The organism is Acutalibacter sp. 1XD8-33 (assembly GCF_003612555.1).
Taxonomy (GTDB): domain Bacteria; phylum Bacillota; class Clostridia; order Oscillospirales; family Acutalibacteraceae; genus Acutalibacter.
This window is the reverse complement of record NZ_RAZF01000001.1, coordinates 161,479-187,798: the sequence shown is the minus strand read 5'-3', so window position 1 is coordinate 187,798 and position 26,320 is coordinate 161,479. Positions and strand designations below refer to the sequence as shown.

Genomic DNA, 26,320 nt, shown 5'->3' with positions numbered 1-26,320 from the left:
ACTATGGCAAATTCCAAATCAGCGAAGTCATCCAAGTCCAACAAAACGGCCCATGTGCTGAACCTGCTCACTGAGCCCGGCGAAACCACAGCTACCCCCACCAGACACGCCAGCCCCTCCGCCCCTCCGCCTTCCGTTCCCGACAACACAGAAGAGGTTGCGGAAACCATCCGCAGCGCCCTGGAAGAGGACCTTCTGGCGGAACTGGCCGACGAGCCTCAACAGGAGCCAGAGCCTGAGCCTATTTCCCAGAGCGTTTTTGAACCGGAGCCGGAGCCCGAACCGGAATTCCAGCAAGCCCCGCCTTTCGCCAATCTGGAGCCTTCTCCCCAACCGGAGCAAGTCCCGGCCCCAGAGTCCGCTCCTCAGCCAGAGACTGCTCCGACCCCTGTGCCAGACCCCCTGCCGGAGCAAAGAGAGGAATCCATTGAAAACGTCACATATATCAACGTGATGCAGGCTCTGGTGGAGGATAAGGTCGATAAATATATGGAACGCTTCCAGATGTGCCGCTGCTCCCGCTGCCGCACAGACGTTATCGCCCTCACTCTCACCAGCCTGCCGGCAAAATATATCGTTGTCCCTGAGCATGAAGGCGTCCCGATGCTCTCGATCTATGAGGGCCGCTACAGCCCCGCCGTCACCGCCCAGCTCATGTGGGCCTGTCAGAAGGTTGCCGAACATCCCCGCCATTCTCTCGGGGAAGATGGCGGCATCCGTTTGGGCGCCCCCCGCAAAGACAACTAAAAAAACGCGGAGCTCCAGCTGTTTTCCAGCATTGCTCCGCGCTTTTATTTTATCCAAAATCTCATAGCCTCCGATTCTTCTGCCCTGCGGTTTTTCCTATGAAACTGGCCCACAGTCAAGAAGAAACCTGATAGCCTTTCACAGCCTCTAGTGCTTTTCCGGATGTTCCCCTGAAAGCATAGAGGGAAACGCGGCCAGCAAATCTTGCGGCAGACTCTGCTCCTGGGCGGCGTCCCGGTTGGCGTCCATGGCAGAAACCAATTCCGTCCGCATCACCAGAACCTCCTTCGGCGCATCAATCGCAATCTGCACCTCTTTGTCCTTGGTCGCAATAATCTTTACGGTAATGTCATCGCCAATGAGAAAGGATTCCCCTGCTTTGCGGCGAAGGATCAACATCGCGCTTATCCCTCCTTCTCCTGGAAATCCGCCAGCAAATGCCGCATTCCATAGTCATCGTTCTCCAAAATCACCTGGATGCATTGGCGGGTATCGTCATTGATGGCGACCGGGCACTTCATATTCACTGTGCTGTTGGAAACCGGATTCTGCACCACGCACAGCACATAATAGCACAGCTCTGTACTATGCTCCACACCCAGTTCGGCCAGCTCTTCCGGCTGAAGCACCGGCGCATAACTGGCATCCAGTGCAAAAGGATTCATGACTACAAACGCCAGCTGCGGGGTCACCAGGCTTTGCAGGCAGAGCAGGGTTCCGTCACTTCCTGAAAAAGGCAGCAACAGAAATTCCTTCTCCTCCTCAAAGGCAAACAATCCCCGAGGAAAAGTCAATATATCGCTTTCGCTATATTCAATTTCGCCAAAGTACTTTGTTGAAAGCCTCAAGACCGCTCCTCCTAGTATCCTTTTAAGCCTTTACATCAACAGGCTGATGGTTGGGGTCCGCCGAAGGGGGAACATACATCGCGCCGCCCACATATTTGATAATAACCTCCGGCCGCTGCGTCATGGTAAACTCAATATCACCCGGCACAAACTGGAAGCCCATGCCTCCCGTTTTCCAGTCGAAATTCATTTTATCCATTTCATAGCGAATCTGCATCTGCCCAGGCTCCCAATTCAGATTCACCTTGCCTTCCGGCAAAAATCCCATGCCAAAATCGTCTACCGTCCTGCCCATCTGAGCATCCTGGGTTTCCTTTGCAAATTGCGTGACCAGTTCCTGTCCCAACTGCGCGTCCATCACCAGCTGTCCTCTTCTGGCATAAGTGGCCGTGGCCTGATACGCCGCCTGCTTTCCCTGCTGGGCGGCCTGCTGGACGCTCTGCATGGTGGTAGGGCGTACAGAACTCTGCGCCTCAAAAGAATCAATCTTCAGCTGGATGGGCCGGCTCTTAATATTCAGCCCGCCCTTGTCCCGAGAAACCTCCACTTCCGCAGTACCCCTGGAATAGAGCAGCTGGGCATTCGTGGTTTTCATCTCGATTTCAATTGGTACTGTGGTAATTTCAATTAGCGGACCCAATGATAATCCCCTCTTTCAGAAAGATCGCGCATTCACTGTATTACTAAATTATTTTGAGCTTTTTCTCAGCCAAAACCAAATTTTACCGCATATAGTCAATCAACGACTGGGACAGAATGCTGGTGCCAATCCGCAGAGCTGCGTTGTAGGAATACTGCCCCCACATCAGGGCGGTAATGGCATCGGCAGGATCCACATCCTCCAAGGTGGTGATCTGTGTGTTCAGTGAGTCGTCCAGGTCAGTGAGCCGGTCCTCATTAGTTTTCAAATAAGTCCCCCGGGTGTCTAGCTCCACAAACCCGGAGTGGAGGTCGTTGAGTTTATCCCGTAGCTGGATCTCCAGGGCCTCAGCCCGGTGCTGGTCGTCCACGCTGGCAAAATTACCGCTGTCCGCATCGCAGTTGGAGTAGATCTCCCCCATCTCCTTCAGGATGGAGGCCAGGTTGTTGGGCACATTCTGCACCTTGGTCACCCCATCCGACAGGGTAATCTCATTTGTCATGCCGTAGCCGATGTACTGAATCCCCTGCAGGGCGGTGTCAAAGGCGCTGGCATCAATCAGCTGGCCTGCATTGTCCTCCTGCATTCCCATGCCCAGGTCCACGAAGGTGTGCTCATCGTTGAGCATTTTCTGAAAATCCGCGTCATTGGCGATGTCGTCCACTGCCTTCCCCCGGAACAGGACCTCGCCGTTGGGGCCCCAGCTGAAGGGGACGTTCTCCCCGTCCGCGCCGGAGAAGATGTAGTTCTCGCCAAACTTGGCGTTCATGGTCTGCATGATGGATTCCGCCGTGCCCTTGAGCACTTCGCCCAGGGCAAACCGACCGCCCGCAGTGGCGCCATTGTCCGCCCGCAGAGCGGAATAGGTGCCCAGCTTGTGGCCCAGGTCCTGGTGGGTGGTCTGCAGGCAGTTCCAGGCCTGCTGGAACTTATGGGTCACCTGCTTGTTGTTGGCAATCTGGCTCTCTGCATTCCAGCGGTTCCGCCGCAACTGGAAGGCCTGGCTGGCAATAGCGGGACTCTCCGCATAGGAGTTAAACTGCCGCTGGGTGGTCATCTTCTCGCTGACTCTCGCCAGCGTGTTATACGAGCGCATCAGATTTGTCCGATAGCTTCGCATCATGCCGTTAGTGGTAATACGCCGAACCATTTTCCCTCACTTCTTTCTATGCTGAATTTCTATATTATCGTCTATAGCCGGAATAAATTACCCCATGTCAGCGCCCGGCCAGGCCGGTGCCGTTAATCAGTTTATCCAAAATTTCATCCAGGGTGGTGAGCAGCCGACAGGCGGCAGAATAGGATTTCTGGAACTGCATCATGTTCAGGGCCTCATCGTTCAGGTCCACGCCGGAAACCGAATCCCGGCTCAGGTCCAGGTCCTCGGCCATCTGGGCATAGTTGTCCAGAACCTCCCCGGAGCTCTTGGTGTCCTCTCCCAGCACCCCGTTCACATAGCCGAGCATCCCGTGGAAGCTGCCCTTGAAGTAGACCGCATCGCTCTTCAGGGCACCCACGGCGGGGGTATAGATGTCGCTGGGCTTAAACTCGAAGTCCTGCTGCATCAGGGAGATCAGATGGGCGATATTGTCGTTGGCCGTGGTCAGGTGGTTGTTGGCCGGATCCCGGGTCTGGATAATATGCACCTGCTCGTGGGACCAGCTGTGGGAGATGGAGATGTTCTTGGCCGTGATGCCGGTGGGATCGTCCCCGTCGCCGCTCTTGCTGAAGAGAACGCCCGCGCCAGTAATGTCAGTGTTCGTGACGGGCTTCCCGTCCTTGTCCGTGGTATTGGCCTCGTTGAAGATCTTGGCGATCTTGTTTGCCAGGGCGTCCAAAACCTTCTGATAGTAGGGAATTCCCCGTTTGGTGGCGGCCTTGGGGTCCATCTGGTCTACCTCGATGGTGCTGGAGAACTCGCCGTTCTTGGTGAGCATTTCCCGGGTGGCCTGGAGAGATCCGCTTACCAGATCTTGGTCGTTCAGCTGCACAGGGGTGTCGCCAGGCTTGCCGTCCCGGATCTTCTCCCCCCGCTTGTCATAGAGCGCGGAGATCTCCAGGCGCAGATAGGGGTCCTCCTCCATGACCGGCTTGCCGCCGGCGCCTGTTACGGGCTGGCCGTTCTGGTCCAGCTTCTGGGTCTGCTGGATGGAGAGATGGCCGCCGTAGATGCCATCCACCAGCACCACGTCGCTGCGGCCGCTTAGGGTGATGGTGAGCTTTTCCACCGTCATACCCGCGCCGATTGGCTCATCAGAATATTTCACGTCAATGGGCAGATAGGCGGAGAGCTTATCGATCAGCTGATTTCTCTCATCCCGAAGTTCCAGGGCCTGCTGGCCTCGTTCGCCGATCATGCCCTCTTTCCGCTGGCTCTCGCTGAGAGCGCCGCTGCTGATCTCCGCCTTTTTGATGGACTCGTTCAGGTTGCGGATGCTGTCCAGAATATTGTTGACCTCTCCCAGACCCTCCCGGAATTCCTTCTGGGTATCGTTGGCCAAGGTCTCCAGCTTGTTGGCGTAGGTGTTGAAGTAGCTCACCAAGGACTTGGCGGTCTGGCGCACGATGGCGTCATAAGACTGATCCCCGGCGTGCTCAGTGTTCATGCTCTGCAAGGATTCCAGCAACCGGCTGAGCTGGGCCTCGATCACGCCGTTATCCTCTTCACCCTTGCCCACCTCGTCGAAAATGGAAGAGAGCTGGTCCAGAACGTTCACCTTGCTGCTGTAGAAGCCCACGTTGGCGTTCTCATTGCGGAAACGGATGTCCAGATAAGGGTCTCGCAGCTGGGAGACGCCAGTGGTCAGGGTGCCCGCCCCCACCCGCACGTCAAACTGCGAGGCGTAGCGGTCCGCTCCGCCGATATACAGGGCCCGCTGGTCCAGGGCCTGCCGGGTATAACCCGGGGTGTTGATGTTGGAAATATTGTTTCCCGTGACCTCCAGCGCCTTTTGAGAAGCCATAATGCCCAGCCGGGCCATGGTGAAGCCGCTGAAAGTTGAAATGGTGCTCATAAAGATTCCTCCCTGTCTCTATGGGGTTTCGGCCGTTTGCCGGCCGCTGGCTTTTCCGGCCGGGCTCAGGCTCGGAAATCCGTGCGCATCCGAAGAGGCGGATCCTCCAGCGCCTCCGGGGGCTGATTTTCCGGAAGCATCCGGCTGATATCCCGAAGGGCACATTCCATGGTGGTGCGCGCCCGGTTAGAGGCGCTCATATAGTGTTCATACCGGGCCATGGCCTTTTCCGCCGCCCTGGCCGCCTGGGTCCGGCTCTCCAGGGGGTAGTGCTCTGCCAGCTGGGAAAGGGTGATCCCGGAAAGACCCATCTCCCCCAGCATTTTGTCCCGCCGCTGGTCCATGCTGCGCAGGGTCATGCTATACGCCTGCTCTTTTTTCATGCACTCGTCTAGCCGCACAAGGTCGCTGTCCCTGGCGGCATCGGCCTTTTTCTCGGCGGTCTCCGTCATCTGGGCCAGAAGGCTGCTCAGCTCCTCCAGATAGCCCAGATACTCCTGATACACGGCCTCCAAATTATACCTCCCCCAACAACAGCATTTTTTTCGCGATGCTGCCGGCGTCTATCCGATACTCTCCCGACTGCACCTGATCCCGCAAAGAGGCCAGCGTGCCGGTGGTAGTAGCGGTGCGCACCTCCTGGGAGAGCTTGCTCTGCAGCTCCATGCGGCGGGGCTCGCCGCTCTCCCTGGCGCTCAGGGTGATTTTATCAAACTTCTCCCCGCTGGACCCCGCCTGCGAGGCGGAAGCCGGGGCATACTGGCGAATTTGGTTTACCCGCAGGGGGCTGCCCACAGGGCCAATCTTATTGGGCATCATAATCATTCTGCATCCCTCTTTTCCAAATGGGAACACGGTCATTCCAATTCTTTCTGAAAACGTTCTAAGTAAAATATCGGATAACCCCTCAAAAAATTAAGAGGTCATCCGATATTTCTTCAATTCTTTCTGTTCTGTCCGCCATCCCACGTTTCTGGGAGAGTCCGGCAGGCCCGGCAAAATTTTATTTTCCGGTCTGTAAACTTCGCAACAAAACGCTTGCCACCCGTTCGCAGCTGGCCTGTTCACATACAGCGCCCTTCTCAAAGGCCACCCCGGGCATTCCGTACACCACGCAGGACTCCTTGTCCTGGCCAATGGTGTATGCGCCTCGTTGACGCATACGCAAAAGTCCTTCCGCGCCGTCGGCGCCCATGCCCGTCATAATGATGCCGATCATCTTGCAGCGCACATTATCCGCCATAGAGTGGAACAGCGCGTCTACCGACGGCCTGTGGCCGCTGACCTTTTCCCCGGGGGTACAGGAGACATAGTACTCCCCGGAAGCGGTGCGGTTCACCCGGCACTGAAGGTCCGCCGGAGCTACCATTGCCAGGCCCGGACGAATTTTATCCCCATTCTCCGCTTCCTTCACCTCCATGCGGCAGAGCCGGTTCAGCCGTTCCGCATACATTTTAGTGAATCCCGGGGGCATATGCTGTACAATCACCATGCCCGGAATGTCCGCGGGCAGGCGCTTCATCACTTCCAAAGTGGCTTCTGTTCCTCCTGTGGAAGCGCCCAGGCCGATAATATAGGGCTGGGACACTTTCAAGGGCCCCATTGTCAGCGGCGGCGCCAGATCCGGCTGCTCCTTCACAATGGCCGGCCTGCGGACTTTTGCGCTGGAAGCCTCGATCACCGCCTCAACCAAGGAGTTAATAAAGCCTTCCCGGCTCTGCACGCCGTCAGGCTTGCGCACAAATCCTACCGCCCCGGCATGAAGTGCGTCGAACACTTTCAGGTTCAGCGAGGACACCAGCACCACCGGCAGAGGATGCTGGGGCAGGAATTTCTTTAAAAACTCAATCCCCGTCATACCCGGCATCTGGACATCGCAGGTCATCACGTCCGGATTTAACTGCTTCACCTTGTTTTCCGCATCCATGGCATTGATGGCGTAGCCCACCACCTCGATCCGCGGCGATTTGGACAAGCCTTCCATGATCGTCTTTCTGGCAATGATAGAGTCGTCCACCACCAAGACCCGTATATTTTTCAAAGGCAATTTAACCCCTCCTCATTTCACAAAGAATCTAGCCTCAGCGCTTCTGGAAAATCGACGTGGCCACCCGGGCATAGGGAAGGTCCGCAGGCAGGTTTTCTGCCTTGCTGATAATCAGGTAGCCCCCTGGCACCGTGGCGTCAAACATACGCCTGGTCAAGGCAGACTTGGTCGGCTGGTCAAAATAAATCATCACATTCCGGCAGAAAATCACGTCGAATTTCCGCTTAAATTGGATGGGGTCCATAAGATTGAACTGCTTAAAGATCACGTTGCTTTTAATCTGCGGGGCCACCTCATACATTTTGCCCCCCGCCGGCTTAAAGTAATTCTTCTTCCAGTGGGGCGGGATGGTGTCCGGCAGCTCATAGACGCCGCGATTGGCCTTAGTCAGCGCGTCCAAAGAGATATCCGAGGCTAAAAGCCTGGTATCCCAGGCGGGGGCCTTGTTGCCCAAATAGTCCATTATGTACATGGAAATATTATAGGGTTCCTCTCCGGAAGAACAGGCCGCGCTCCAGATGGAAAGGCATTTATCCCGCTCATGCTTGCGCACCATCTCCGGCAGGATCACGCGGGTGAAGTAGTCGAAGGACTCTACCTCCCGCATAAAATAGGTATAGTTGGTGGTCAGCCGGGAGAGCAGCTGATTGATATCGTCCCCGGAGCCCTTTTTTAATAGATAATCCACATATTCGGTGAAGTTATTGAAGCCCATGCTCTTCACCGTGCCGGAGAGACGGCTGGTTACCAGCTGCCTCTTCTGGTGCAGGTCAATGCCATATTTCCCCTGCACGAAAGAAACCAGCCGGTTAAAGTCCTTTTCGGATATCACCATGGAGAGAGTGGCTTTATCCTCTCTTATCTTTTTACTGGTGTCCATGGAGCAGCATAGTGCAATCCAGCACCATCAAAGTCTTGTTTTCACCGGGCACGCTGTACATTCCGGTCACCATCTTCTGGGCCTCCATGCCGCTCTGGCTGGGCACGGGCAGAATCTGGTTCTTTTCAATATCGATCGTCTGATCTACCTCGTCCACCAAAATACCGATCTGGGCGCCCTCCATGTCCAGAATCACGGTACAGAACTTATCCCCCGGATCCTGCCCCATCAGCAGCCGGAAGTCAATAATGGGCACAACCCCACCCCGCAGGTTGATCACTCCTCTGATATGAGGGGGCAGCATAGGCAGCCAGGTGATTGAGGTATCCCACTGGGTGAGCATCTCATTTACATACTTGGTATCCACGCCGTAATAGATCCCGCCAGAGAGGAAGATCAGGTATTTATCCGTCTCCACTTCTGTGAAATCCCCATCGACATAGGATTCCATATCTTCCGCTATCACAGCCGTCATAGTCTCTTCCGCCATATAAGCACAAGTCCTTTCCTTTCCGCTCTGCGCCGCGAGCATTTTACCGCCCGCTTTTCCCGCGCAGCTGTTGTTGATGTTAAGTATACCATAAAACCCCGAGCCTTGCAAGAGGGTCAGCCTACATGGGAGGCGGCGTAAATGCTGGCTACATCCAGAATCAGGCTGATATCCCCATTGCCCAGAATGGTGCATCCCACCAGACCGTAATTCCGGATGCCGTAGTCGTTCACATAATCAGGCAGGGGCTTTACCACCACCTGTTGTTCGCCGATCAGATCGTCTACAAACAGGCAGAAGGAGTTGTCTCCAGACTCTACCCACAGCACGATCCCCTCGTCGAACTCATCCTTGCCCTGTTCCATCTGATAGAACTCCTTGGCCCGCACGATAGAATAGAAATTATCCATCACCCGCAGGGTTTCTCCCTGGGCCGCGTCGTGGATTACCTCCCCGGAGTTTACCCGGAGAATCTGGCGGATATTATTGATAGGCACCGTAAACACCGAATCGCCCACAGAAACCTCCATGCCGTCCATGATAGCCATGGTCAGGGGGATCTTCAGTGTAGTAGTCATGCCTAGGCCCTTCTCACTGGCGATGGACACCGTACCGCCCACGCTCTCCACATTGGATTTCACCACGTCCATACCCACGCCTCGGCCAGAATACTCCGTTACCTCTGTGTTGGTGGAGAAACCAGGCATCAAGAGGAAGTTCAGGATGTCCTTGTGGGAATACTCCGTCCCGGGCACAGCCAGACCCTGACGGATGGCCTTACTCAGAATGGCGTCGTCGTCCGCGCCCTGGCCGTCGTCAATGACCTCGATGATCACCTCGCTGCCTGTGTGCCGGGCGGAGAGGGTGATTTGGCCCACCGGGTTCTTGCCGGCCCGGATGCGGTCCTGGACGTCCTCTTCGATGCCGTGGTCCATGGAGTTGCGCACAATGTGCATCAGCGGGTCGCCGATGCTGTCCACGATGGTCTTGTCGATCTCGGTATTCTCGCCTTCCAGCACCAGATTCACTTTTTTGCCCAATTTTTTGCTCATATCCCGTACAATGCGGCGCATCTTCTGGAAGGTGGCGGAAACCGACACCATCCGCAGGGACATGGAGACATCCTGGAGCTGGTCTGTCAAGGACCGAAGCTGCCGGGCGGCGGAGGTGAAATTGTCCAGCTTTAAGCCCTTCAGGTCCGGAGAGGCGGTCACCATGGATTCGGTGATGACGATCTCACCTACCACAGCGTTGAGCTCATCCAGCTTCGAGAGGTTCACGCTGATCAGGCTTTCCTTGTTATGGTTCTGCTGCTGTTGCTGCTTGTTCTGCTGGCTCTGCTGAGATGCCGGAGCAGCCTGGGCTGCGGCCGGTGCGCCTGCCGTCGGGGCGGCCTCCTGAACTGCGGCAACGGGCGCGGGAGCCTCCGGTTCAGGTTCCGGCGGCGCGTAGTCAAACATTTGATAATCCGCCACAGAGCCGGCCTCTTTTACCACAGCCACGCCTTTCTCCCGCAGCTCGGGCGTGAGAAAGCGCAGGAAAAATCCCTCTTCCACAATAAACGTGGCCGTTTCCGAGTTGGTCCCCACATCCTCCGGGTAATAGTCGAACTGATCCTCTCCGTCCACTGCGTCTTTTACCGACGTGGCCAGCATAAAGGAGCGCAGGTTTTCCATACCGCTGCCTTCATCGAAAAACACCTGAATACCATAGGGGAACTGGCTGCTGGCATAATGGGCGGAGGCGCCGCTCTGGGCCTCTCCAGAGGCTGGAGACTCCCCCTTTTCTTTGTCCGGCTCTTCTTCCACAGGCTTCCCCTGAATTTTATTTGAAAAGGCCTTAATATTCGTTAAGATGCTGTCGATATCCTCTGTGAGGGTTTCGTTATTTTCCAGCTTTTCCACCTCGGCCTTAAAGAAATCAATGGCCTTAAAGATCAGGTCGAAAAGATCCGGCCGCAGATCTTCCGCCACGGCCTCCATGCCTTTGTCCCGTATGATAAAGAACATATCCTCTATCTTATGGGCAACCGTCATCAGGTTGTCAAATTCCATCATGGCGGAAGAGCCCTTGATGGTGTGCATTATGCGGAATATTTCGTTTACGTCTTCCTGAGAGAAGGTCTTTCGATCTTCCGCGCCTAGAACCATCTCGTCAAGAGACTCCAAAAGCGTGTTCATTTCATATAAATACGCTTCCATCATGTCGTTGCCCATACTGTTTCCACCTTTTCTGCATAGATTGCCGGACAGCTGCCTGCCCAGGCCACGCTTATTATAACACAGGGCCAGCCGTTTCGCAACACATAAAAAACGCCCGCTCTTCAGTTAATTATTCGGCAGCATATCTTGAAAAAATAAGGGATTTCCCGGGTTTATCCCTATGATTTTTCATTTTTTGTTCTCAAAATAGGAATTATGCCGGCGCTGTCCTCCCTACATTTTCCAGACAGTTCCTTTTGTGAACTTTTTGTAAATTTTGCGTTTCTCCTTCCATATTTGGACGAAAGCGGCTTCAATCCAGGCCCTTACGGAAAAGCCCAGAAAAAATTTCGGCTCTGCGAAAAAGGAAAGTGGTATCATCATGCCAGAAATATTGCGCCCCACCAATCCCGTCCCCGGCTATGACAACGCCGGGGCCCGAAATCAGCCTATCAATCCCCAGGACCCCAACACCCACATCCAGAATGTGGTAGATCCCACCCGGGTGACCAGGGGGGATCAGCGGTCCGACCAGCAGCAGGCCGGAGATCCCTCCGTCTCCCACCGGATGCGGTACGAATCCAATTTTCTTACGTTCCTACAACGCCTGGCCAACGCCCCGGATACGGCGTCGGCCTTTCTGCGCCTTTTGCAGGGCCAGGGCCTACAGGTTTCCTCCGGGATCACGCCGGGGCTTGCGGCGGAACTGCAGGGCTTTCTGGAGATGCTCCAGATGGACGAAGCCCAGTTGGCCCAGTTTCTCCAGGGACAGATTCAAAGCGGCCTGCGCTTTGGCGGAGCGTTGTTCCAAGCTTTGCGCAACGCCTATAATAGCTCTGGCTCGGAGATGTTCAAAAACGAGATTCTCCAATTCCTCCGCCAATACAGCGACTACTCCTCCACCGACCATCTGGAGGGCCGCATGCTGCGCACCCTGTACGACATGACCCGGTCCCTCCCCTCCCACTGGTCCAACCAGCTTACGGATATAGCCGCCAAAATGGAAAACGGCATTGCCGCCGGAGACCGCCAGGGAAACCTGGATCTGCTGCGCAACCAGGTATTCCCTTTGATTTCCGACTATGTGCGACGCACGCACGACCACGGCATGGCCCGCAGCTTGCTCTCCCTGCTGACTTTGGACATGGTCCGCTATGAAAACGGCGGCGAGCAGGATCTGATTCAGTCCTTTCGCCATCTGGGAAACTATAATATTTTCAAGGGCGACTTGAGCCAGCTTTCTGATGAAAACATCCTGCGCCTGTTGAACGACACAGAATTTGCCAAAGCCACCCGGGCAGATGGTTTTGCGGAGCGCTTTGTGCAAATGGCCCAAAAAGCCATGCAGGGCGAAGGCGGCACCGCAGCCCAAGAGATCTTTCGAAACCTGATGAACGCCATCCTATTGAATGAGAGCGTTTATATGCCTTTGCAGCACCTGTTTCTGCCTTTCCAATGGGAAGATAAAGCTGTGTTTTCCGAAATGTGGGTGGATCCGGACGCGGAACACAGCGAAGGCAGGGAGGAGCCCGCGCCCCGGCTTCTGATCAAGATGGATATCGAGGGCCTGGGCGCTTTTGATCTGCTCATTGAAACCCAGGGCGGCCGCACCTCTCTACAGGTGTCCTGCCCCCAGCGGGTGGCCGCCTTCTCCGGGGACGTCTCCCGGGACCTCTCGGAAATTCTTCAGAGAAACGGCCTTTCTCCAGGCGACGTGCGTGTGTCCGCCATGCGCAAGCCCATGACCATTTCCGATGCGTTCCCAAAATTATTTCAAGAGGTGAAAAGCGGTGTCGACGTCAAGGTCTGATCAGCAATCTAAACGGCCCTCCCGCCAGCGGGCTGTCGCCCTGCAATATGGAGTAAGCGATTCCGCCCCGGTAATCGTGGCCTCCGGCATGGGATACCTGGCGGAAAAAATGCTGGACGTGGCCCAGGAAAATGGCGTACCCATTTATGAGGACAACTCTCTGGCCACCATTCTCTCCCAGCTGAACCTGGGTCAGGAAATTCCCGAAGAGCTCTACCGGGCTGTGGTGGAAATTTACGTATATTTTCTCAACTTTGATTTTGAGCGCCAGAGTCAGGACCACCGCCGGCAGGCCCGGAACCCGGAATCAGGTCTGGAAGAATCCGAAGCAAACTAGGAGGTTTTATCCATGTTTCTCAGCAAAAAGCAAAAGCCCAAAAATATGTGCGTGATCCTGGACAGCAGCACTTCCCGGGTATTGGCCCGGGGCAGTCTGGAAGGCCCTCCCGACGGCATGAACATTCAGGTAAATATTACCGAGGGGGATATCCAGGCGGTGGTTGTGGCGGAAAACGTGCAGATCGTCCCCGCCGATGAGGAAATCTCTCCTAAGCTGGGCCATGTGATCCAGCGCAAAACAAATCTGCTGATTATGGAATCCCTCCGGGAACTGACCAAAGACCGGGTTCGGGAAAACTTACGCATGCCCGTGGACTTTGAAACCTATCTCTATCCTATGGACGGCCGGCCCGGCCGGTATCCCGCCAAGGCCAACGATCTGAGCTGCGGCGGCATCAGCTTTTCCTGTGAAGGCATCAGCTTCCAGCCGGGAGAGCAGGTGGAGGTGGTAATTCCCATCACCCGCACGGCTCCCCTGCTGCTGGCCTGCCAGGTGCTGCGCCGGTGGGAAGAATCCGGCACCGATTTCTTTGCCGCCAAGTTTCTGGACCTGCTCAACGAACAGGAGAGTATGCTGCGGGAATCTGTTTTTAACGTACAACTCAAATCGATGCAAAAGATGAGTCGGCGGTAAAATTTGGCAAATCTGACAGAAATATTGATTTTTCCATAAAAATGGAATAGAATAAGTTTATATTTTGGAACAGGAAAGGAGGGGGACAGCCGGATTTTTTCGGTGCGTCAAATAATTTTCAGCTTTTTGATACCATACGACTCTACTTAGAGAAAGGGACTAAAATGAGCAAATGTAAAAAAAATCTTCAGCGGCTGGCCGCCCTGGTTCTGTGCACTCTGGTGCTCCTGGGCGTGCTGCCCACGGATCTTTCCATTTCTCCCGGCGCTTCTGCCGTCTCCTGGGCCCAGCCTTATATGGAAAAGATGGAGCGGTGGGGCGTTATGAACAACGGGCGGGACGGCGACCCTATTACCCGGGCGGAAATGATCGCCACCCTGAACCGGGCCTTTGGTTTTACCCGCACCGGATCCATCCCCTTCACGGATGTCCGGCGTAGGGACTGGTTCTACGACGACATTGCCACCGGCTATAACGAGGGCATTTTCCGGGGCACCTCCGCCACCACCGCCTCTCCCAACGCCCCCGTCACCCGAGAGCAGGCCCTCACCCTGATTGCCCGGTGTATGCGCCTGGACGAGACTCCCGGCGAAGTCACCGACTTTACCGACGGGCAGAAGTTCAACACCTGGAGCAGCATCTATGTGCGCTCCGCCGTGCTGGCCGGCATTATCAGCGGCCTGACGGACGGTTCCTTTGCCCCCGGCAGAAGCGTTTCCCGGGGCGAGGTGGCTAAAATGCTCAGCGTTGGCCTGGGCGAACTCATTAACACTCGGGGCGAACACAAGCTGGGCGGCGTGTTCGGCAACGTCACCATTAACAGCCCCCATGTCACCCTGAAGGACACCACCATCGCCGGCGACCTGTACCTTACCGGCGGCGTGGGCCTGGGCGATGTGCTTCTGGACAACGTGCGCGTGCTGGGTAAGATCATCATCTCCGGCGGCGGCGAGGCCCAGGAGGGCGAGGCCAGTATTGTGCTCAACCATGTGGAAGCTCAGAAACTGATTGTGGACCCGGCCACCGGCCAGTTCGTGTCCCTGCGGGCCGTGGGCACTACGAATATTCCTGAGACCCTGGTCCGTTCCGACGCCTACATACAGGACGACGTGCGCAATCCCCAGAAAGGCCTGCAACGGGTTTATCTGGAAGGGCCTAACGGCGGGGAGTTCATCATCGCGGGCAACATGAAGGATGTGCTTAACCGCACCCCCGGCTCCACCCTCACCGTAGGCGATACCGGCAGCGGCAGTGTATCCTCCATCACCGTGGAGGAAGAGGCCACCGGCTCCCATTTAAAGCTGGAGGTAAACGCCGTTGTAGATAAGATCCAGCTGGATACCGGCACCGACGTCACTGGCAGCGGCGATATCGGCGAGCTGGACGTGACCACCAACGGCAGCTCCTGCGAGATCCTGCCCGATAAGGTTGTGGTGCGCCCCGGCGTGGTCACCGAAATTAACGGCCAGCCCAATGTGGACTCTGAGATCGCCAAGGAGATCTCTCAAAACCCCAATCTGCTCCAGGGCTATCCCAAGGTGAAAAACGTGTCTCCCACCTCGGCGGAGGGCTTCTTCTCCACCAACAAGGCGGGCACCATTTACTGGGCGCTTACAGACGCGGCTGGCGGTATGCTGGATGACAGCGACGCCGACCGGATGATCGAGCCCTCCCAGTACGGCTCCGGTTTCAAAGCCTTTGGCAGCATCCCCGTGGATGCCTCCAAGAAAGAATTCTCCACCCAGATCACCGGCCTAGAACCCGATGGCACCTATTACCTCTCCGCGCTCCTTTTGGACGCACACGGCCGGCGCAGCCCGGTGAAGTCCCAGAAGTTCACCACGCCCAATGACAGCGTGCCTGAGCTTACCGCCGAGTTCCCCACCTTCGCCGACCGCACGCCCACCCGCAACGAGGAGAACGCGGACCTGGATTTCGCGGAGATCGTTGATATTCAGGCCAGCGTGATGGCCAACAAGAGCTGCGACCTCTACTATGTACTTCTGCGGTCCGGCAGCACCCAGCCCACCACCGCCGAGTTCCTGTCCAGCGCCTTTGTGGATCCCTATGGCTACGGCCGGGTCCACCTGCTGAAAAACACCCTGGACAGCTTCAAGATCACCGACGTGGACATGGATCTGGACGGCTTTGCCGAGGGTTACGGCGAGGTAGAGGAGAACACCAAGTACGACCTGTACCTGTGGCTCACCGACGCCAACGGCGAGAAGAGCTCTCAGGTCACCAAGTATGAAATCACCACCAAGGACATCACCCCGCCCCGCTTCAACCGGGACGATATGATCCAGACCTCCACCACGGCCACCTCCGTACAGATGAGCAACTCCATGAACGAGGACGGCACCGTGTACTGGGTCTGCGTGGACAAGGGCGCGGAATATCCCGTTCCCAGCGACGGTAGCCGTCCGGACGACGAGGACTTCCTCAAGAGCGAATATGCTAAGCTCCAGGTGAAGAACGGTATGAACGTACCCGGCGGCTCTACCGGTACCCGCTTCGGCAAGGTGACGGTTCAGGCCAACAAGGACTTCACCATCACCATCAACGGCCTCGTCAAGGAGACGGAGTACGATGTGTACTATCTGGGCGAAGACCTGGCCGGGAACTATTCGGAGATCATCCACAAGTCCATCGCTCACACCCTGGATGAGACCCCGCCTACCGTCACCCAGCGCTTTGACAAGTATCCGGACGACAGCCCCACTACTCCCTATGCCGATTCTACCATTGAGCTGGTGTTCAACGAAACCATTCGCTATCTCCAGCCCAGCAACTCCACCATCGGCAAGATTACCAACGCCGTCTACGACGAGATGTACAACACCTGGAAATCCTCTACTGCCTCCGAGGCGGATAAGCAGAAGGCCCACGACGACCTGATGGCCGTGCTTCGGGATTCCATCATCCTATACGACGCGGACGCCAATGTTCCCGTGAACATCAAGGGAGACGAGGGCGTAGGCGACGACTGGGTCATCGACTATGAGAAGGTGCAGATCTACCGGGACGGCAAGGAGGTCATCGTCAGCTTCCCCTATCACGCCACCAACAATGTGGCCGACGGCGCGGTGAAGCTGAAGAGCGGCGCCCGCTACTACTTCCGGCTGCAAAACATCGGCGACGACTCCGAGATGCACAATCCCATGGGCCGCACCTCTCTGCCGGAGTTCCAGACCGTTTCCGCTCAAATCCATGTGGAGCGTTTTGTGGGCGACCTGTTCATTCACACTGCGGAAACCTCAGACGGCGCTCATGATCCTGCTGAGGACTACGAGGTGGATATCGCCTTCACCGCCGAGCCCCGCTCCACCAGCACCGCGGATGACAGCGTGTTCTATGATATGCTCCTTTGGTTCGACATCACCTGCGAGTATGAGCTCTATACCCGGGTGCAGGACCCCGCCAACCGGGACCCCAGCAAGGAATGGAACCTGGTTACCGGTAAGGGCCAGGACGGCATGGAGCGGAATACCCAGAGCGTGATCGTGCCCACCGGCACGGCCATGAGCAGCGCCAGCCTCATCAAGCAGATGGGCAACGGCCGTTTCCGGGCCATCAACCTGCCCTACGACACAGACACCAACGGCATCAACGGCGGCATGAACGACACCGACGGTATGGTCTACGAGTACGCCATCCGCTTCAAAAAGCTGGGCGTAGGCAAGGACGACCGGGAAACCTTCAGCGAGCTGGTCACCTGCCGGGTCACCTTTGTCTCCGGCTCCTATGCGGACCTGGGCCGTGTCATTACCCTGGACGATGTGAACACCAGCGGTGTAAGCCCCAGCGGCGTCACCAACATCACCGATCCCCAGCTCTTTACCCGCAACAAGCAGTTCTATGACGGCAAGGCCCCCAGCTTCATTTCCGAGACCCCGGACTTCAAGACCACTCCCAGCGGCGTAACCATGGGCGTGACCATGGACCGGGCAGGCACCGTCTACTATGTGATGGCCCCGGTGAACAAAACCACCGGTATTCCCGTGCTCTGTCCAGCCAGAGGCTCCTCCCGCGTCCAGCTGACTGAAAGCGAAAGAGCCTACATTGCCCTGGACGGCAAGGGCACCTATGAGCTGGACGGCGACGGCCCTGTCCTGGATCCGAAAAACGATCCGAACAAGGATGGCCAGTACACCGGCTACACCCTGACCACAGACAAGACTGTGCCGGAAAAATACCGGTTCGACTTCCCTGCCAAAAACCATGTCATCACCCCCACCGACCCGGACATGATCAGCCCCCTGATCGTCAGCGGCACCATGGACGCGGGCTCCGCCTACAATACCAAGACCGTCTCCGGCCTTGCTGCGGACACCGTCTACTATGTGTATCTGGTCACCAAGGGCGAGACGGACATCTATTCTGAGGTCACGGTCTATCAATTCAAGACGGACCCCATCACCCAGCCCATCATCACCATCAGCCACAACCAGTCCCAGGCCACCATCAATGTGGACCGGGACGCCACGGTGAAGTATAAGCTCTTTGAGTACACCAAGGATATGGACGAGGTACTCCAGAAGCCCTTTGCCGCAGACTTTGCCAATTATGACCCTGATAATCCCGCCACAATCCCGGCCTATGTGGACCCCGAGAAATTCGAGGACTACAAAACCATGATCTCCTCCATCAAAACCGGCACAGCAGTTACCAGCGCGGATTACACCATTCTGGACGCCATTCTGGAGGATATGCGGGATGCCAGCGGCCGCTCTCTGGGCTCTCTCTTTGACCTGTGCGCCAATCCCACCATCAAAAACCGCATCGCCCAGTATATCGACTCCCCGGCGGATATCGGCATGGGTTCCTTTGGTTTCTTCCAGGATGACCTCTCCGAGAACGTCCCCTTCCCCGTGGACTGCCCCCAAAAGTGGACAGATATGGCAGAGGGCCAGGAGTACTGCCTGATTGCCTACGGCTATAGCGGCACCGGGGAAAACCGCTCCAACTTCTCCTTCGCCGCCACCCGGCCTGTGGTGATTGCGGACCGCACGCCCATCCAGGTGTTCAGCGTAATCGGCAACCGCTTCTCCTATGATCCCGCCACACAGAAGATTGACTGCGACCTAACTGTCACCTTCTCTGCGGATCCCTATTTCTACACGGAGGACCGCCCCGGCAAGCTCATCCCCTTGGACGTCGGACCGCTCAACCACGCCCAAACGTCTAAGGGATATCAGAGCATCCAAAATTATATCACCAATCTCCCCACCGGTTTTTCCTTTGTGCCTGGTAGTACAGACACTCCTGCCCGAGTGATTAAATTTACCGTGAAAGACGCTTTCCCTGGCGACCGCATCCAGTTCAGTCACAGGCTCTCGGATAACAGCTACCATTTCCAGTCGAAGCCTCTCTCCATCATCTTGAACGTGGAACCCATCCGCAACGAAGCGGATCCCACGCTGATTGACGGCTATCGCCTCGTGCCCCGAGTCACGCCCAGTGAATGGGACGGCACCAACGCCAGCAACTAAACCCTAAAACCCATAAAAAAGCAGGACCCTTCCTCTCATGTGGAGGAGGGGTCCTGTTTTTTTGTATACTTTTTGAAAGTGGCGCTCGCTTCGCTGCGCAGGCCTCCGGCGGTTTAGGGGTTCTTCTCACCTGCCGGTTCGGTCGGCGACGGGAAATCGCCACTGGCGATTGTCGCCCCCTAAAAACCCCGTAGCCTTTGAAAAGTCTGGCGAAACTTTTACGTTGACCAGCTGGACCGGTCAAAGCTAACCAGGGTAAAAGTTTGGTTAACTCTGGCTGCGGAGAGGGAAGGTTGCCAGTGGCAACCGTTCTGACCCGACCGAGCCGGCAGGCGAGACCCCAAAACACTCTCTGAAAAAGCATACTTAAAAAAGACCAGGTATCCAAACGCCTGCGCGCTCTGGGATATCCGGTCTTTTCTCGGTTTCCTTGTTCAGCGTCCTTCTTCCGAAGCCGCCAGTTTGGTAAACAGATCCGTGAACAGCGCGTCCCGGTGGATATGATACACATACCGCATCAGGAGCCCGTCCTGGTTCAAGGTGTATTTGTTGTCATAGGCGGGCAGGGCCGCGGGGCGCACCCGGGACAGCATAAACCGGTCCTCCTGGTTCAGCAGCCAGGCCACGGCGGTCACGTCCCAGATCACCCGGGTCCAGGCGCTTCCCTTGGCGTAGCTCTCCGCCGCCGCAATGGTGTTGGCCTGGAGGTAGTCCGCCAGGGGGTTCTTGCCCTTCAGCCAATACTCCAGCTCCGGGCGGGACGTGGCAAAGCCGCTGACCACGCCCATGCAGGGGAGCTGCACAAAGGGGACGCCGCTGCCCATGACCACCCGGGCCGCTGCCACATCCTGCATCATATTGAATTCCGCCGTGTCGTGATAGTCCAGGCCATGGCCTCCCAGCCAGACCACCACCGTATTCTCCGCCACCTGGGGGCTGAGGAGAATGGCTGAGGCAATGTTGGTAATTGCCCCAATGGCCACCACGTAGAGGGGGCGCTCCGGGGAATAGGCCTTCGCCCGCTCCGCCAGGTCCGCTGCGGCGGGGGATTTCACCGGGGTGCGCTCGTCCGGCAGATACCGGGGAGAGCCCTTATATACCGGCCGCTCCTCCCCCATCAGCTCCAGCACCTTGAAGATCTCCTCATAGCTACGGAGCATCCCGTCCTCGGGGCCGGTGGAATTCTCGTTAAAAAAAGGCGCGGCATAGATGGCCCTGGTGTTCAGCCGGTCCGAAGAGCGCAGAAGGTAGGCCAGGGCGAACTGGTCGTCGATCTCGTTATAGGTATCCGTATCCAGCACCACGTCCACCGGGCCCTGGGGCACGGCGAGGTTCCGGATTCTCTGCTCCAATGTCATTGTATTTTACTCCTGATCCTTGGCCAGCGCCAATTTATCCGGCAGCTCCACAATCTCCTGCCGGGTGAATAGTAAATTCACTTGAGATATTGAAAAATCCAATTCTCAAGTTGGGCGGCTCTGCCGCCTGGTTCAAAAGAATGTTTTGATTCTTTTGAACTGAATTAACTATATTCTTCTTTTTCACCTGTACTGAAAATCAGGCGGAGGTCGTAAAGCAGAGGTTTCTACGTGTCCTTGCGTTCCTTTTCGGTCTTCAATCAAAATTTCACCACCTGGTTTTTCTCGGCGGACTCGAAAATGGCCTCCATCAGGCGCATGAGCTCCCGCTGCTGGTCGTGGGTGACAATCTGCTCGGCCTCGCCGTTGACCACTTTGGCGATGTTCCGGTAGTAATCTTTAATGTCCGTGTCCACCCGGGGCAGGGGTAGCTCCTTGATGGTGTCGTCGGTGCGGGGGGCCATGGTCTTGGTCAGGCCCGCGGCGGTGACGATGGGCACCGCGTCGTGCTTCTCGTCGCTGGTGGCTACCACGATCTTGCCGTTGACCGCGAAGTCCTCGATGACGGCGGTGCCGTTCAGGCCCTCCACATACCACCGGGGCAGGTTGATGAAGTTGCTGGTGCCCACCTCCACGGTGAACACAATGCCGCCGTTCTCATCGGGGAACATGAACGTGGCGGTGAAGCCGTCGTCCACCTCCTCGTTGGTCACGTTGGACAGGGTGGCGTAGACGGATTCCGGCATCCGGCCCATCATCATGTTCATCTGGTCCAGCAGGTGCACGCCCCAGTCCAGCACCATGCCGCCGCCGTGCTCCTTGGTGTTCCGCCAGTCTCCGGGAATGCCCCGGCTGCCGTGGACTCGGCTCTGGATGGCGAATACCCGGCCCAGCTGGCCGTCCTCCACGATCTTCTTGGCCACCAGGAAGTCCTCGTCCCAGCGGCGGTTCTGGTGCACGGTAAACTTAGAGCCCGTGCGGTTGGAGGCGGCGATCATCTCCTCCAGCACTGCGGTAGACATGGTGACAGGCTTCTCGCTGATGGCGAGCTTTCCGGCCTCCAAAGCCTTTATGCATACGTCCCGGTGGGCGTCATTGGGGATGGCCACGGTGACCACGTCCACGGCGGGATCGGCCAGCAGCTCCTCATACGAGGCGTAGGCGTGGATCCCCGCCTCCTCCGCAGCCTGATTGCGCTCGGGCAGGATGTCGTAAACTCCGGCCAGATGGACCTCCGGGATCTCCTGCAGGCGCCTTGTATGCCATCCGCCCATGCCGCCGTAACCCACCACGGCGACGTTCACAATTTTACCCATTTTGTACCTCCAATAAAGTTTTCGTTAAGGAAGCGCTGATTTAATCTGGCGCACAAATACACACGCAAGTTGTGTGCCAAGCCGCTAGGCGTGATTAAATCAGTGATTCCTTATTTCCTCGGCAGGGCCTTCTTCGGGCTGTCCGGGGGATCGATTTCACCCTCAGTATAGCATGGAAAATTCCGGTATGCAAGGGGTATTTTTCAAATCCCCAGGGCCAGCTTCGCCACATTGAAATAGATCATCAGCGCCGCCGCGTCCACCAGGGTGGTGATCAGCGGGCTGGCCGTCACCGTGGGGTCCAGCCCCAGGCGCTTTGCCAGAATGGGCAGGCTGCTTCCCACCAGGTTCGCCACCACCACCGCGGAGACCAGCGTTGCCGCCACCACCAGGGCCACCGGCAGGCCCACCCGGTCCAGAAAGAGCAGCTTCAAAAAGCTGGCAGCGGCCAGGGTCCCCCCGCAGAGCAGGGCCACGGCGCATTCCTTCAGCAGCACCCTGGGCACGTCCCGGTAGTGAATCTCGCCCAGGGAAAGGCCTCGGATAATCGTGGCCGAGGCCTGGCCCCCGGAGTTGCCCCCCGTGTCCATCAGCATGGGGATAAAGCTGGTCAGAACCACGCTGGCCGCCAGAGCGCTCTCATAGGCGGAGATGATCCCGCTGGTGAACGTTGCGGAGATCATCAGAATCAAAAGCCAGGGCACCCGCTTGCGCCAGGTCTCCCAGACATTGGTTTTCAGGTAGGGACGGTCCGAGGGGGCCATAGCCGCCATCTTCTCAATGTCCTCCGTGGCCTCCTCCTGGATGACGTCTATGGCGTCGTCCACTGTGACAATCCCCACCAGCCGCCCCTCCGCGTCCACCACAGGCAGGGCCAGAAAGTCGTAGCGGCTCAGCTCCCGGGCGGCCTCCTCCTGGTCCGTATGGGTGCTGACGGATTTTACGTTCGTCTCCATGATATTGCGGATCACCTGGTCCTTCTCCGCCAGCAGAAGGTCTTTCACCGTGACAATGCCCTCCAGCTTCCGGCGGCTGTCGGTGACATAGCAGGTATACACCGTCTCCTTTTCCACCCCGGTGCGGCGGATGCGGTCAAAGGCCTGCTCCACGGTCATGCTCCGCTTCAGATCCACATATTCCATGGTCATAATGCTTCCGGCGCTGTCCTTGGGGTAGTTCAGCACCTGATTGATCCTCTTCCGGGTTTCCGCATCCACATGGCGCAGAATTTTCTTCACCACATTGGCGGGCATCTCCTCGATCATGTCCACCGTGTCGTCCAAGAAAAGCTGCTCCATCACCTCTTCCAGCTCCCGGTCGCTGAAGCCCCGCACCAGCACCTCCTGGGCCTCCGGGGACATATAGGCGAAAGCGTCGGCGGCTAGCTCCTTTGGCAGCAGCCGGAAAAAGACGGGCATCTTCTGTTCGGACAGCTCTTCCAGCAGAAAGGCGGCGTCGGCAGGGTTCATGTCTTTTACCAGCGCTCCCGCCTGGTTGTAGTTCCGCTGGTCCAAAAGCGCCTCCAGGCGCTCCAGCATTTCGTTGTTCTCATCATAATTCATCCGTGTATCCTCCTTTGCTTTTGGTTTTGCATGGGGAGAAGTACACAGCGCGCAAACCAGCCCGTTGCGCCCCGGGGCCGTATCCTTCTGGTCTATTCCATAGTCAGAAGCCGTGCCAAATAGAATGCAGCACGCCGATTTTCAAGTGCGTTTCCTATATCACAGGCGAGCCAAGGGGCCGGGCGGTTCGTTCTCGGGGCTCCGCGCTGTCGTTACTTCGGGGAACGTTCACTTGGCTCACCTCACCTTTTTTGGAATAAGAGCCTGTCCGGAATCTGTCCGCGGGTATCTGACAGATTCCGAACACAGCTCCGCAATACTTTTCTATATTTAGTATATCACATCTTCTGGAATTTTTCTACATGTTTTTCTTGCCATTCGGGAATTCCTTTGAACCGGCGGTTCTAGGGTGTGTTCCCACAAGATAAGCGCGCGGATTTTCGAGTAAAATTTTGCAGGATTCAAGACGAAAACCGCAAGAAAGCCTGTCGGTTTTCGAGAATTTTTAACATAGAAGCCTGTAAAATTTGCCGAAAAGGCGTGTGCGTTAACTTTATGGGAACACGCCCTAGGCCAGCTCCCGGCCGATCACCTGTAGCAACGTGTGGGTCTTGTCGCAGCCATGCTCCCAGTACATGAGGCCCAGCAGGCCCGCTTCCTTCACATACCGGCATTTCAGCGCCACGGCTTCCGGGCTTTCATAGCTGATGAATGTGCTGCCGTTCCACAGATACGCGGCCTGGGCCTCCGCATCCCAGCAGCTCTTGTAGCCGCCTCGCCGGATAAATTCGCCGGTAATATCACTGTAGCCGGGGCCGCTCTGGCCGGTGGTGGCCGCAGGCTGAAGCAGACCGTTGTTTCCCCCCTCCACGCCGTCCCAGCGCCGGGAGTAGAACGCCGCGCCGATCACCAGCTTCTCCAGCGGCACGCCGGCTCGGTGGAACAGATCCACCATGTCCACCGTGTTCAGCCCGCTGGCGTCCCCCGCGCCGGCCCGGAGCGCCGCGTGGTGCCCCGCCTGCCCCGTGAAGCCGTTGCGCATATCATAGGTCATAATCTGCACATAATCCACGACTCCGGCCACCTTGTCCATCTCCGTGCCCTGAATAAAATAGCTGCCGGCTCCGGCGGCAATGGACAGGCTGCGGCTCCCCAGATAGGCCCGCAGCGCTTGCAGCAGCAAGGTGAAGTTTTCCCTGTCCCGGGGGTCGGATGCAATCCCGGCCTGGCTGCTGCAAGGGTATTCCCAATCAATGTCAATCCCGTCCAACCCGAAACGCTCCGCGGCCTCCAGGCAGGACTTGGCAAAGCTGTCCCGCCCGGCCTCTGTCATTGCCATTTCAGAAAAGCCGCCCGCGCCCCAGCCCCCTATGGAGAGCACGATTTTAATGCCAGGGTTCCACTCCCGGAATTGTTTCATCAGGCCGATGTTGGTGAGCTGGCTCATGTCGAGCCGGCAGCCGTTTACCAGACCGAAGGCCAGGTTAATGTGCGTCAGACAGTTCAAATCCTCTCTGGTAAAGACAGGCAGCGAATCATTGGCCGCATAGGCCAGCGCGTATTTTTTCATTGTGGCATCCCCTTTCTGTTTTCCAAATTGAAGTATAGGTTTTTGAGAGATAACGTGCGTAAGCCGCTGGCTGTTAGATAAAGTATATTATTATACACCAGAACGGTTCTGTTCCAATTTTACATTTTCTCTTTACATCCGCTTTACCGCACTGTATAATAGGTTGACCCTAAATCTTAATCTATTGCAGAAAGGCATCACCTGCTATGACAGAATACCTCCACTATTTTACCGGCCTTTCCCGGCGGCTGCTGGAAGGCTGCAAAAAGACCGCCACTGACGGCACAGTGCTCTTCACCCCCGACGGCGTGGGCAACTACGACGCCCTGTGGGTTCGGGACCTGGGATATATGGCAGAGTACTGCGGGGACCTGTTTCGGCCCCAAGAGCTGGAACAGTGCATCGAATTCATTCTTCTGGGCCAGCGGCAGGACGGCTGGATTCCCGACCGGGTGGAGGCCGACGGCTGCCCGGTGTATTCCGCCGGGGCCAAGGGCTCTCCGGTGGGGCTGGCAAACCTGGACAACACGCCTTTTCTGGTGTCCGTGGTCCACAGCTATCTGGAGCTGCCCGGCGCCTCCGCCGCTGCCCTAGGCCGGTGGGTGGACGCGCTGGACAAGGGCATGGCCTGCATCCCCCTGAGCCCGGATGGTCTGGTATATAACGACCCGGCCCACCCTCATTCTCCCTATGGCTTCACCGATACGGTGTGTAAAACCGGACGGCTGTTCTATGAGTCGCTGCTGTACTGGCGTGCCTGCCGCCAGCTGGCGGAGCTGTTCCGCCGGTGCGGAGGACGGGAAGCGCTGGCCGCCGGATATGAAAATCGGGCCCGGCGGGTGGAACAGCATCTGGAACAGCTCTACGATCCGGAGAGCGGATTATATTTCGCGGCGGAACTGGACTGCCGCCAGCCGGACGTGTGGGGCGCGGCGTTCCTGCTGTATATTGGCTTTCCCGCCTCTGAGGAACGGCGTCAAGCCCTGGCCCGCTGGCTCACGGAGAATCAGTCCCGGTATCTGTATCGGGGCCAGGCCTGCCATCTGCCCGACGCCGCCCCCTGGCAGAAATTGCTGATCGAGGTCCTTCCCGGCGAGTATCAAAACGGGGCCTATTGGGCTACTGCCAGCGGGTGGGTCTGGTATGTGCTGCGAAAGACCGATCCGGCGGGGGCCCGGCAGCTGCTGGAGGATCTGGCGGATGACTTTAAGTCCGGCGGCTGCTGTGAATGCGTGGCGCCCGGCTACCGGAAGCTGCCGGAGTACGTGGTCAGCGCGGTAAACGTTCGCGGGCCTCTGCGGACGGGCCTTATGGAGGACGCTACGGCACTATAGAGCCGGAAAATTGGATTCTAAAAGTTAGGCGGCGAACC

At 57.1% G+C, this 26,320-nt stretch carries 21 protein-coding genes; 6 read left to right on the top strand and 15 right to left on the bottom strand.

Features of this window, described 5'->3' with window-relative positions; genetic code table 11:
* Positions 1-3 precede the first annotated feature (3 nt).
* Entirely contained in the window at positions 4-747 is a 744-nt protein-coding gene (locus D7X94_RS00970; RefSeq protein ID WP_120425815.1) for a late competence development ComFB family protein, read from the top strand.
* A 147-nt stretch (positions 748-894) separates the two neighbouring features.
* Here D7X94_RS00970 and D7X94_RS00965 read toward each other — a convergent pair whose 3' ends face one another.
* The 11 genes from D7X94_RS00965 to D7X94_RS00915 form a co-directional block, all read right to left on the bottom strand.
* Positions 895-1,146, bottom strand: coding sequence for a carbon storage regulator (locus D7X94_RS00965; protein WP_120425814.1), 252 nt, complete (start codon positions 1,144-1,146; stop codon positions 895-897).
* 5 nt (positions 1,147-1,151) lie between these two features.
* Positions 1,152-1,595 (bottom strand): flagellar assembly protein FliW, encoded by a 444-nt coding sequence (gene fliW / locus D7X94_RS00960; RefSeq protein WP_120425813.1) that lies wholly within the window; start codon positions 1,593-1,595, stop codon positions 1,152-1,154.
* Positions 1,596-1,617: 22 nt separating this feature from the next.
* Positions 1,618-2,235, bottom strand: coding sequence for a DUF6470 family protein (locus tag D7X94_RS00955; protein WP_120425812.1), 618 nt, complete (start codon positions 2,233-2,235; stop codon positions 1,618-1,620).
* An 82-nt stretch (positions 2,236-2,317) separates the two neighbouring features.
* Entirely contained in the window at positions 2,318-3,385 is a 1,068-nt protein-coding gene (locus tag D7X94_RS00950; RefSeq protein ID WP_120425811.1) for a hypothetical protein, read from the bottom strand.
* Between the two features lie 67 nt (positions 3,386-3,452).
* On the bottom strand, positions 3,453-5,249 hold the full coding sequence (flgK, locus tag D7X94_RS00945; protein ID WP_120425810.1) for a flagellar hook-associated protein FlgK: 1,797 nt from the start codon (positions 5,247-5,249) through the stop codon (positions 3,453-3,455).
* 65 nt (positions 5,250-5,314) lie between these two features.
* Positions 5,315-5,755, bottom strand: coding sequence for a flagellar export chaperone FlgN (flgN, locus tag D7X94_RS00940; RefSeq protein ID WP_243111093.1), 441 nt, complete (start codon positions 5,753-5,755; stop codon positions 5,315-5,317).
* Between the two features lie 10 nt (positions 5,756-5,765).
* On the bottom strand, positions 5,766-6,074 hold the full coding sequence (locus D7X94_RS00935) for a flagellar biosynthesis anti-sigma factor FlgM (protein WP_158590838.1): 309 nt from the start codon (positions 6,072-6,074) through the stop codon (positions 5,766-5,768).
* 178 nt (positions 6,075-6,252) lie between these two features.
* Complete coding sequence (locus D7X94_RS00930; protein ID WP_442857873.1) at positions 6,253-7,296, bottom strand: protein-glutamate methylesterase/protein-glutamine glutaminase; 1,044 nt, start codon at positions 7,294-7,296, stop codon at positions 6,253-6,255.
* 34 nt (positions 7,297-7,330) lie between these two features.
* Positions 7,331-8,131 (bottom strand): CheR family methyltransferase, encoded by an 801-nt coding sequence (locus D7X94_RS00925; RefSeq protein WP_243111062.1) that lies wholly within the window; start codon positions 8,129-8,131, stop codon positions 7,331-7,333.
* Positions 8,132-8,162: 31 nt separating this feature from the next.
* A complete protein-coding gene (locus D7X94_RS00920; protein ID WP_158590837.1) occupies positions 8,163-8,666 on the bottom strand; it encodes a chemotaxis protein CheW in 504 nt (167 codons plus the stop codon).
* A 116-nt stretch (positions 8,667-8,782) separates the two neighbouring features.
* Positions 8,783-10,882, bottom strand: coding sequence for a chemotaxis protein CheA (locus tag D7X94_RS00915; RefSeq protein ID WP_120425805.1), 2,100 nt, complete (start codon positions 10,880-10,882; stop codon positions 8,783-8,785).
* Positions 10,883-11,249: 367 nt separating this feature from the next.
* Here D7X94_RS00915 and D7X94_RS00910 point away from each other — a divergent pair, with 367 nt between their 5' ends.
* The 4 genes from D7X94_RS00910 to D7X94_RS00895 all read left to right on the top strand — a co-directional run bounded on the left by D7X94_RS00910 (position 11,250) and on the right by D7X94_RS00895 (position 19,142).
* Positions 11,250-12,677: a hypothetical protein gene (locus D7X94_RS00910; protein ID WP_120425804.1), complete on the top strand. Its 1,428-nt coding sequence runs from the start codon at positions 11,250-11,252 to the stop codon at positions 12,675-12,677.
* Complete coding sequence (locus D7X94_RS00905; RefSeq protein WP_120425803.1) at positions 12,658-13,014, top strand: EscU/YscU/HrcU family type III secretion system export apparatus switch protein; 357 nt, start codon at positions 12,658-12,660, stop codon at positions 13,012-13,014. Before D7X94_RS00910 ends, D7X94_RS00905 begins: the two co-directional genes overlap by 20 nt.
* Before the next feature lie 12 nt (positions 13,015-13,026).
* On the top strand, positions 13,027-13,650 hold the full coding sequence (locus tag D7X94_RS00900) for a PilZ domain-containing protein (RefSeq protein WP_120425802.1): 624 nt from the start codon (positions 13,027-13,029) through the stop codon (positions 13,648-13,650).
* A 164-nt stretch (positions 13,651-13,814) separates the two neighbouring features.
* Complete coding sequence (locus D7X94_RS00895) at positions 13,815-19,142, top strand: S-layer homology domain-containing protein (RefSeq protein ID WP_120425801.1); 5,328 nt, start codon at positions 13,815-13,817, stop codon at positions 19,140-19,142.
* A gap of 434 nt (positions 19,143-19,576) precedes the next feature.
* Here the strand turns inward: D7X94_RS00895 and D7X94_RS00890 are convergent, their stop codons facing one another.
* The 4 genes from D7X94_RS00890 to D7X94_RS00875 form a co-directional block, all read right to left on the bottom strand.
* Positions 19,577-20,500: a nucleoside hydrolase gene (locus tag D7X94_RS00890; protein WP_120425800.1), complete on the bottom strand. Its 924-nt coding sequence runs from the start codon at positions 20,498-20,500 to the stop codon at positions 19,577-19,579.
* A gap of 260 nt (positions 20,501-20,760) precedes the next feature.
* The gene (locus D7X94_RS00885) at positions 20,761-21,816 is read right to left on the bottom strand and encodes a Gfo/Idh/MocA family protein (RefSeq protein WP_120425799.1); all 1,056 of its coding nucleotides are present in this window, start codon (positions 21,814-21,816) and stop codon (positions 20,761-20,763) included.
* A gap of 203 nt (positions 21,817-22,019) precedes the next feature.
* Entirely contained in the window at positions 22,020-23,378 is a 1,359-nt protein-coding gene (mgtE, locus tag D7X94_RS00880) for a magnesium transporter (RefSeq protein ID WP_243111060.1), read from the bottom strand.
* A 568-nt stretch (positions 23,379-23,946) separates the two neighbouring features.
* Positions 23,947-24,948, bottom strand: coding sequence for a glycoside hydrolase family 18 protein (locus D7X94_RS00875; protein WP_120425798.1), 1,002 nt, complete (start codon positions 24,946-24,948; stop codon positions 23,947-23,949).
* Positions 24,949-25,154: 206 nt separating this feature from the next.
* Here D7X94_RS00875 and D7X94_RS00870 point away from each other — a divergent pair, with 206 nt between their 5' ends.
* On the top strand, positions 25,155-26,282 hold the full coding sequence (locus D7X94_RS00870) for a hypothetical protein (protein ID WP_120425797.1): 1,128 nt from the start codon (positions 25,155-25,157) through the stop codon (positions 26,280-26,282).
* The last annotated feature ends 38 nt before the right edge of the window (positions 26,283-26,320 follow it).

Coding starts and splice junctions, on each gene's coding strand:
- D7X94_RS00910 (WP_120425804.1), top strand. CDS start 11,250: ATGCCAGAAATATTGCGCCCCACCAATCCCGTCCCCGGCTATGACAAC.
- D7X94_RS00915 (WP_120425805.1), bottom strand. CDS start 10,882: ATGGGCAACGACATGATGGAAGCGTATTTATATGAAATGAACACGCTT.
- D7X94_RS00965 (WP_120425814.1), bottom strand. CDS start 1,146: ATGTTGATCCTTCGCCGCAAAGCAGGGGAATCCTTTCTCATTGGCGAT.
- D7X94_RS00920 (WP_158590837.1), bottom strand. CDS start 8,666: ATGGCGGAAGAGACTATGACGGCTGTGATAGCGGAAGATATGGAATCC.
- flgK (WP_120425810.1), bottom strand. CDS start 5,249: ATGAGCACCATTTCAACTTTCAGCGGCTTCACCATGGCCCGGCTGGGC.
- D7X94_RS00935 (WP_158590838.1), bottom strand. CDS start 6,074: ATGATTATGATGCCCAATAAGATTGGCCCTGTGGGCAGCCCCCTGCGG.
- D7X94_RS00900 (WP_120425802.1), top strand. CDS start 13,027: ATGTTTCTCAGCAAAAAGCAAAAGCCCAAAAATATGTGCGTGATCCTG.
- D7X94_RS00970 (WP_120425815.1), top strand. CDS start 4: ATGGCAAATTCCAAATCAGCGAAGTCATCCAAGTCCAACAAAACGGCC.
- D7X94_RS00870 (WP_120425797.1), top strand. CDS start 25,155: ATGACAGAATACCTCCACTATTTTACCGGCCTTTCCCGGCGGCTGCTG.
- D7X94_RS00925 (WP_243111062.1), bottom strand. CDS start 8,131: ATGGTGATATCCGAAAAGGACTTTAACCGGCTGGTTTCTTTCGTGCAG.
- D7X94_RS00950 (WP_120425811.1), bottom strand. CDS start 3,385: ATGGTTCGGCGTATTACCACTAACGGCATGATGCGAAGCTATCGGACA.
- D7X94_RS00895 (WP_120425801.1), top strand. CDS start 13,815: ATGAGCAAATGTAAAAAAAATCTTCAGCGGCTGGCCGCCCTGGTTCTG.
- D7X94_RS00890 (WP_120425800.1), bottom strand. CDS start 20,500: ATGACATTGGAGCAGAGAATCCGGAACCTCGCCGTGCCCCAGGGCCCG.
- D7X94_RS00885 (WP_120425799.1), bottom strand. CDS start 21,816: ATGGGTAAAATTGTGAACGTCGCCGTGGTGGGTTACGGCGGCATGGGC.
- D7X94_RS00875 (WP_120425798.1), bottom strand. CDS start 24,948: ATGAAAAAATACGCGCTGGCCTATGCGGCCAATGATTCGCTGCCTGTC.
- mgtE (WP_243111060.1), bottom strand. CDS start 23,378: ATGAATTATGATGAGAACAACGAAATGCTGGAGCGCCTGGAGGCGCTT.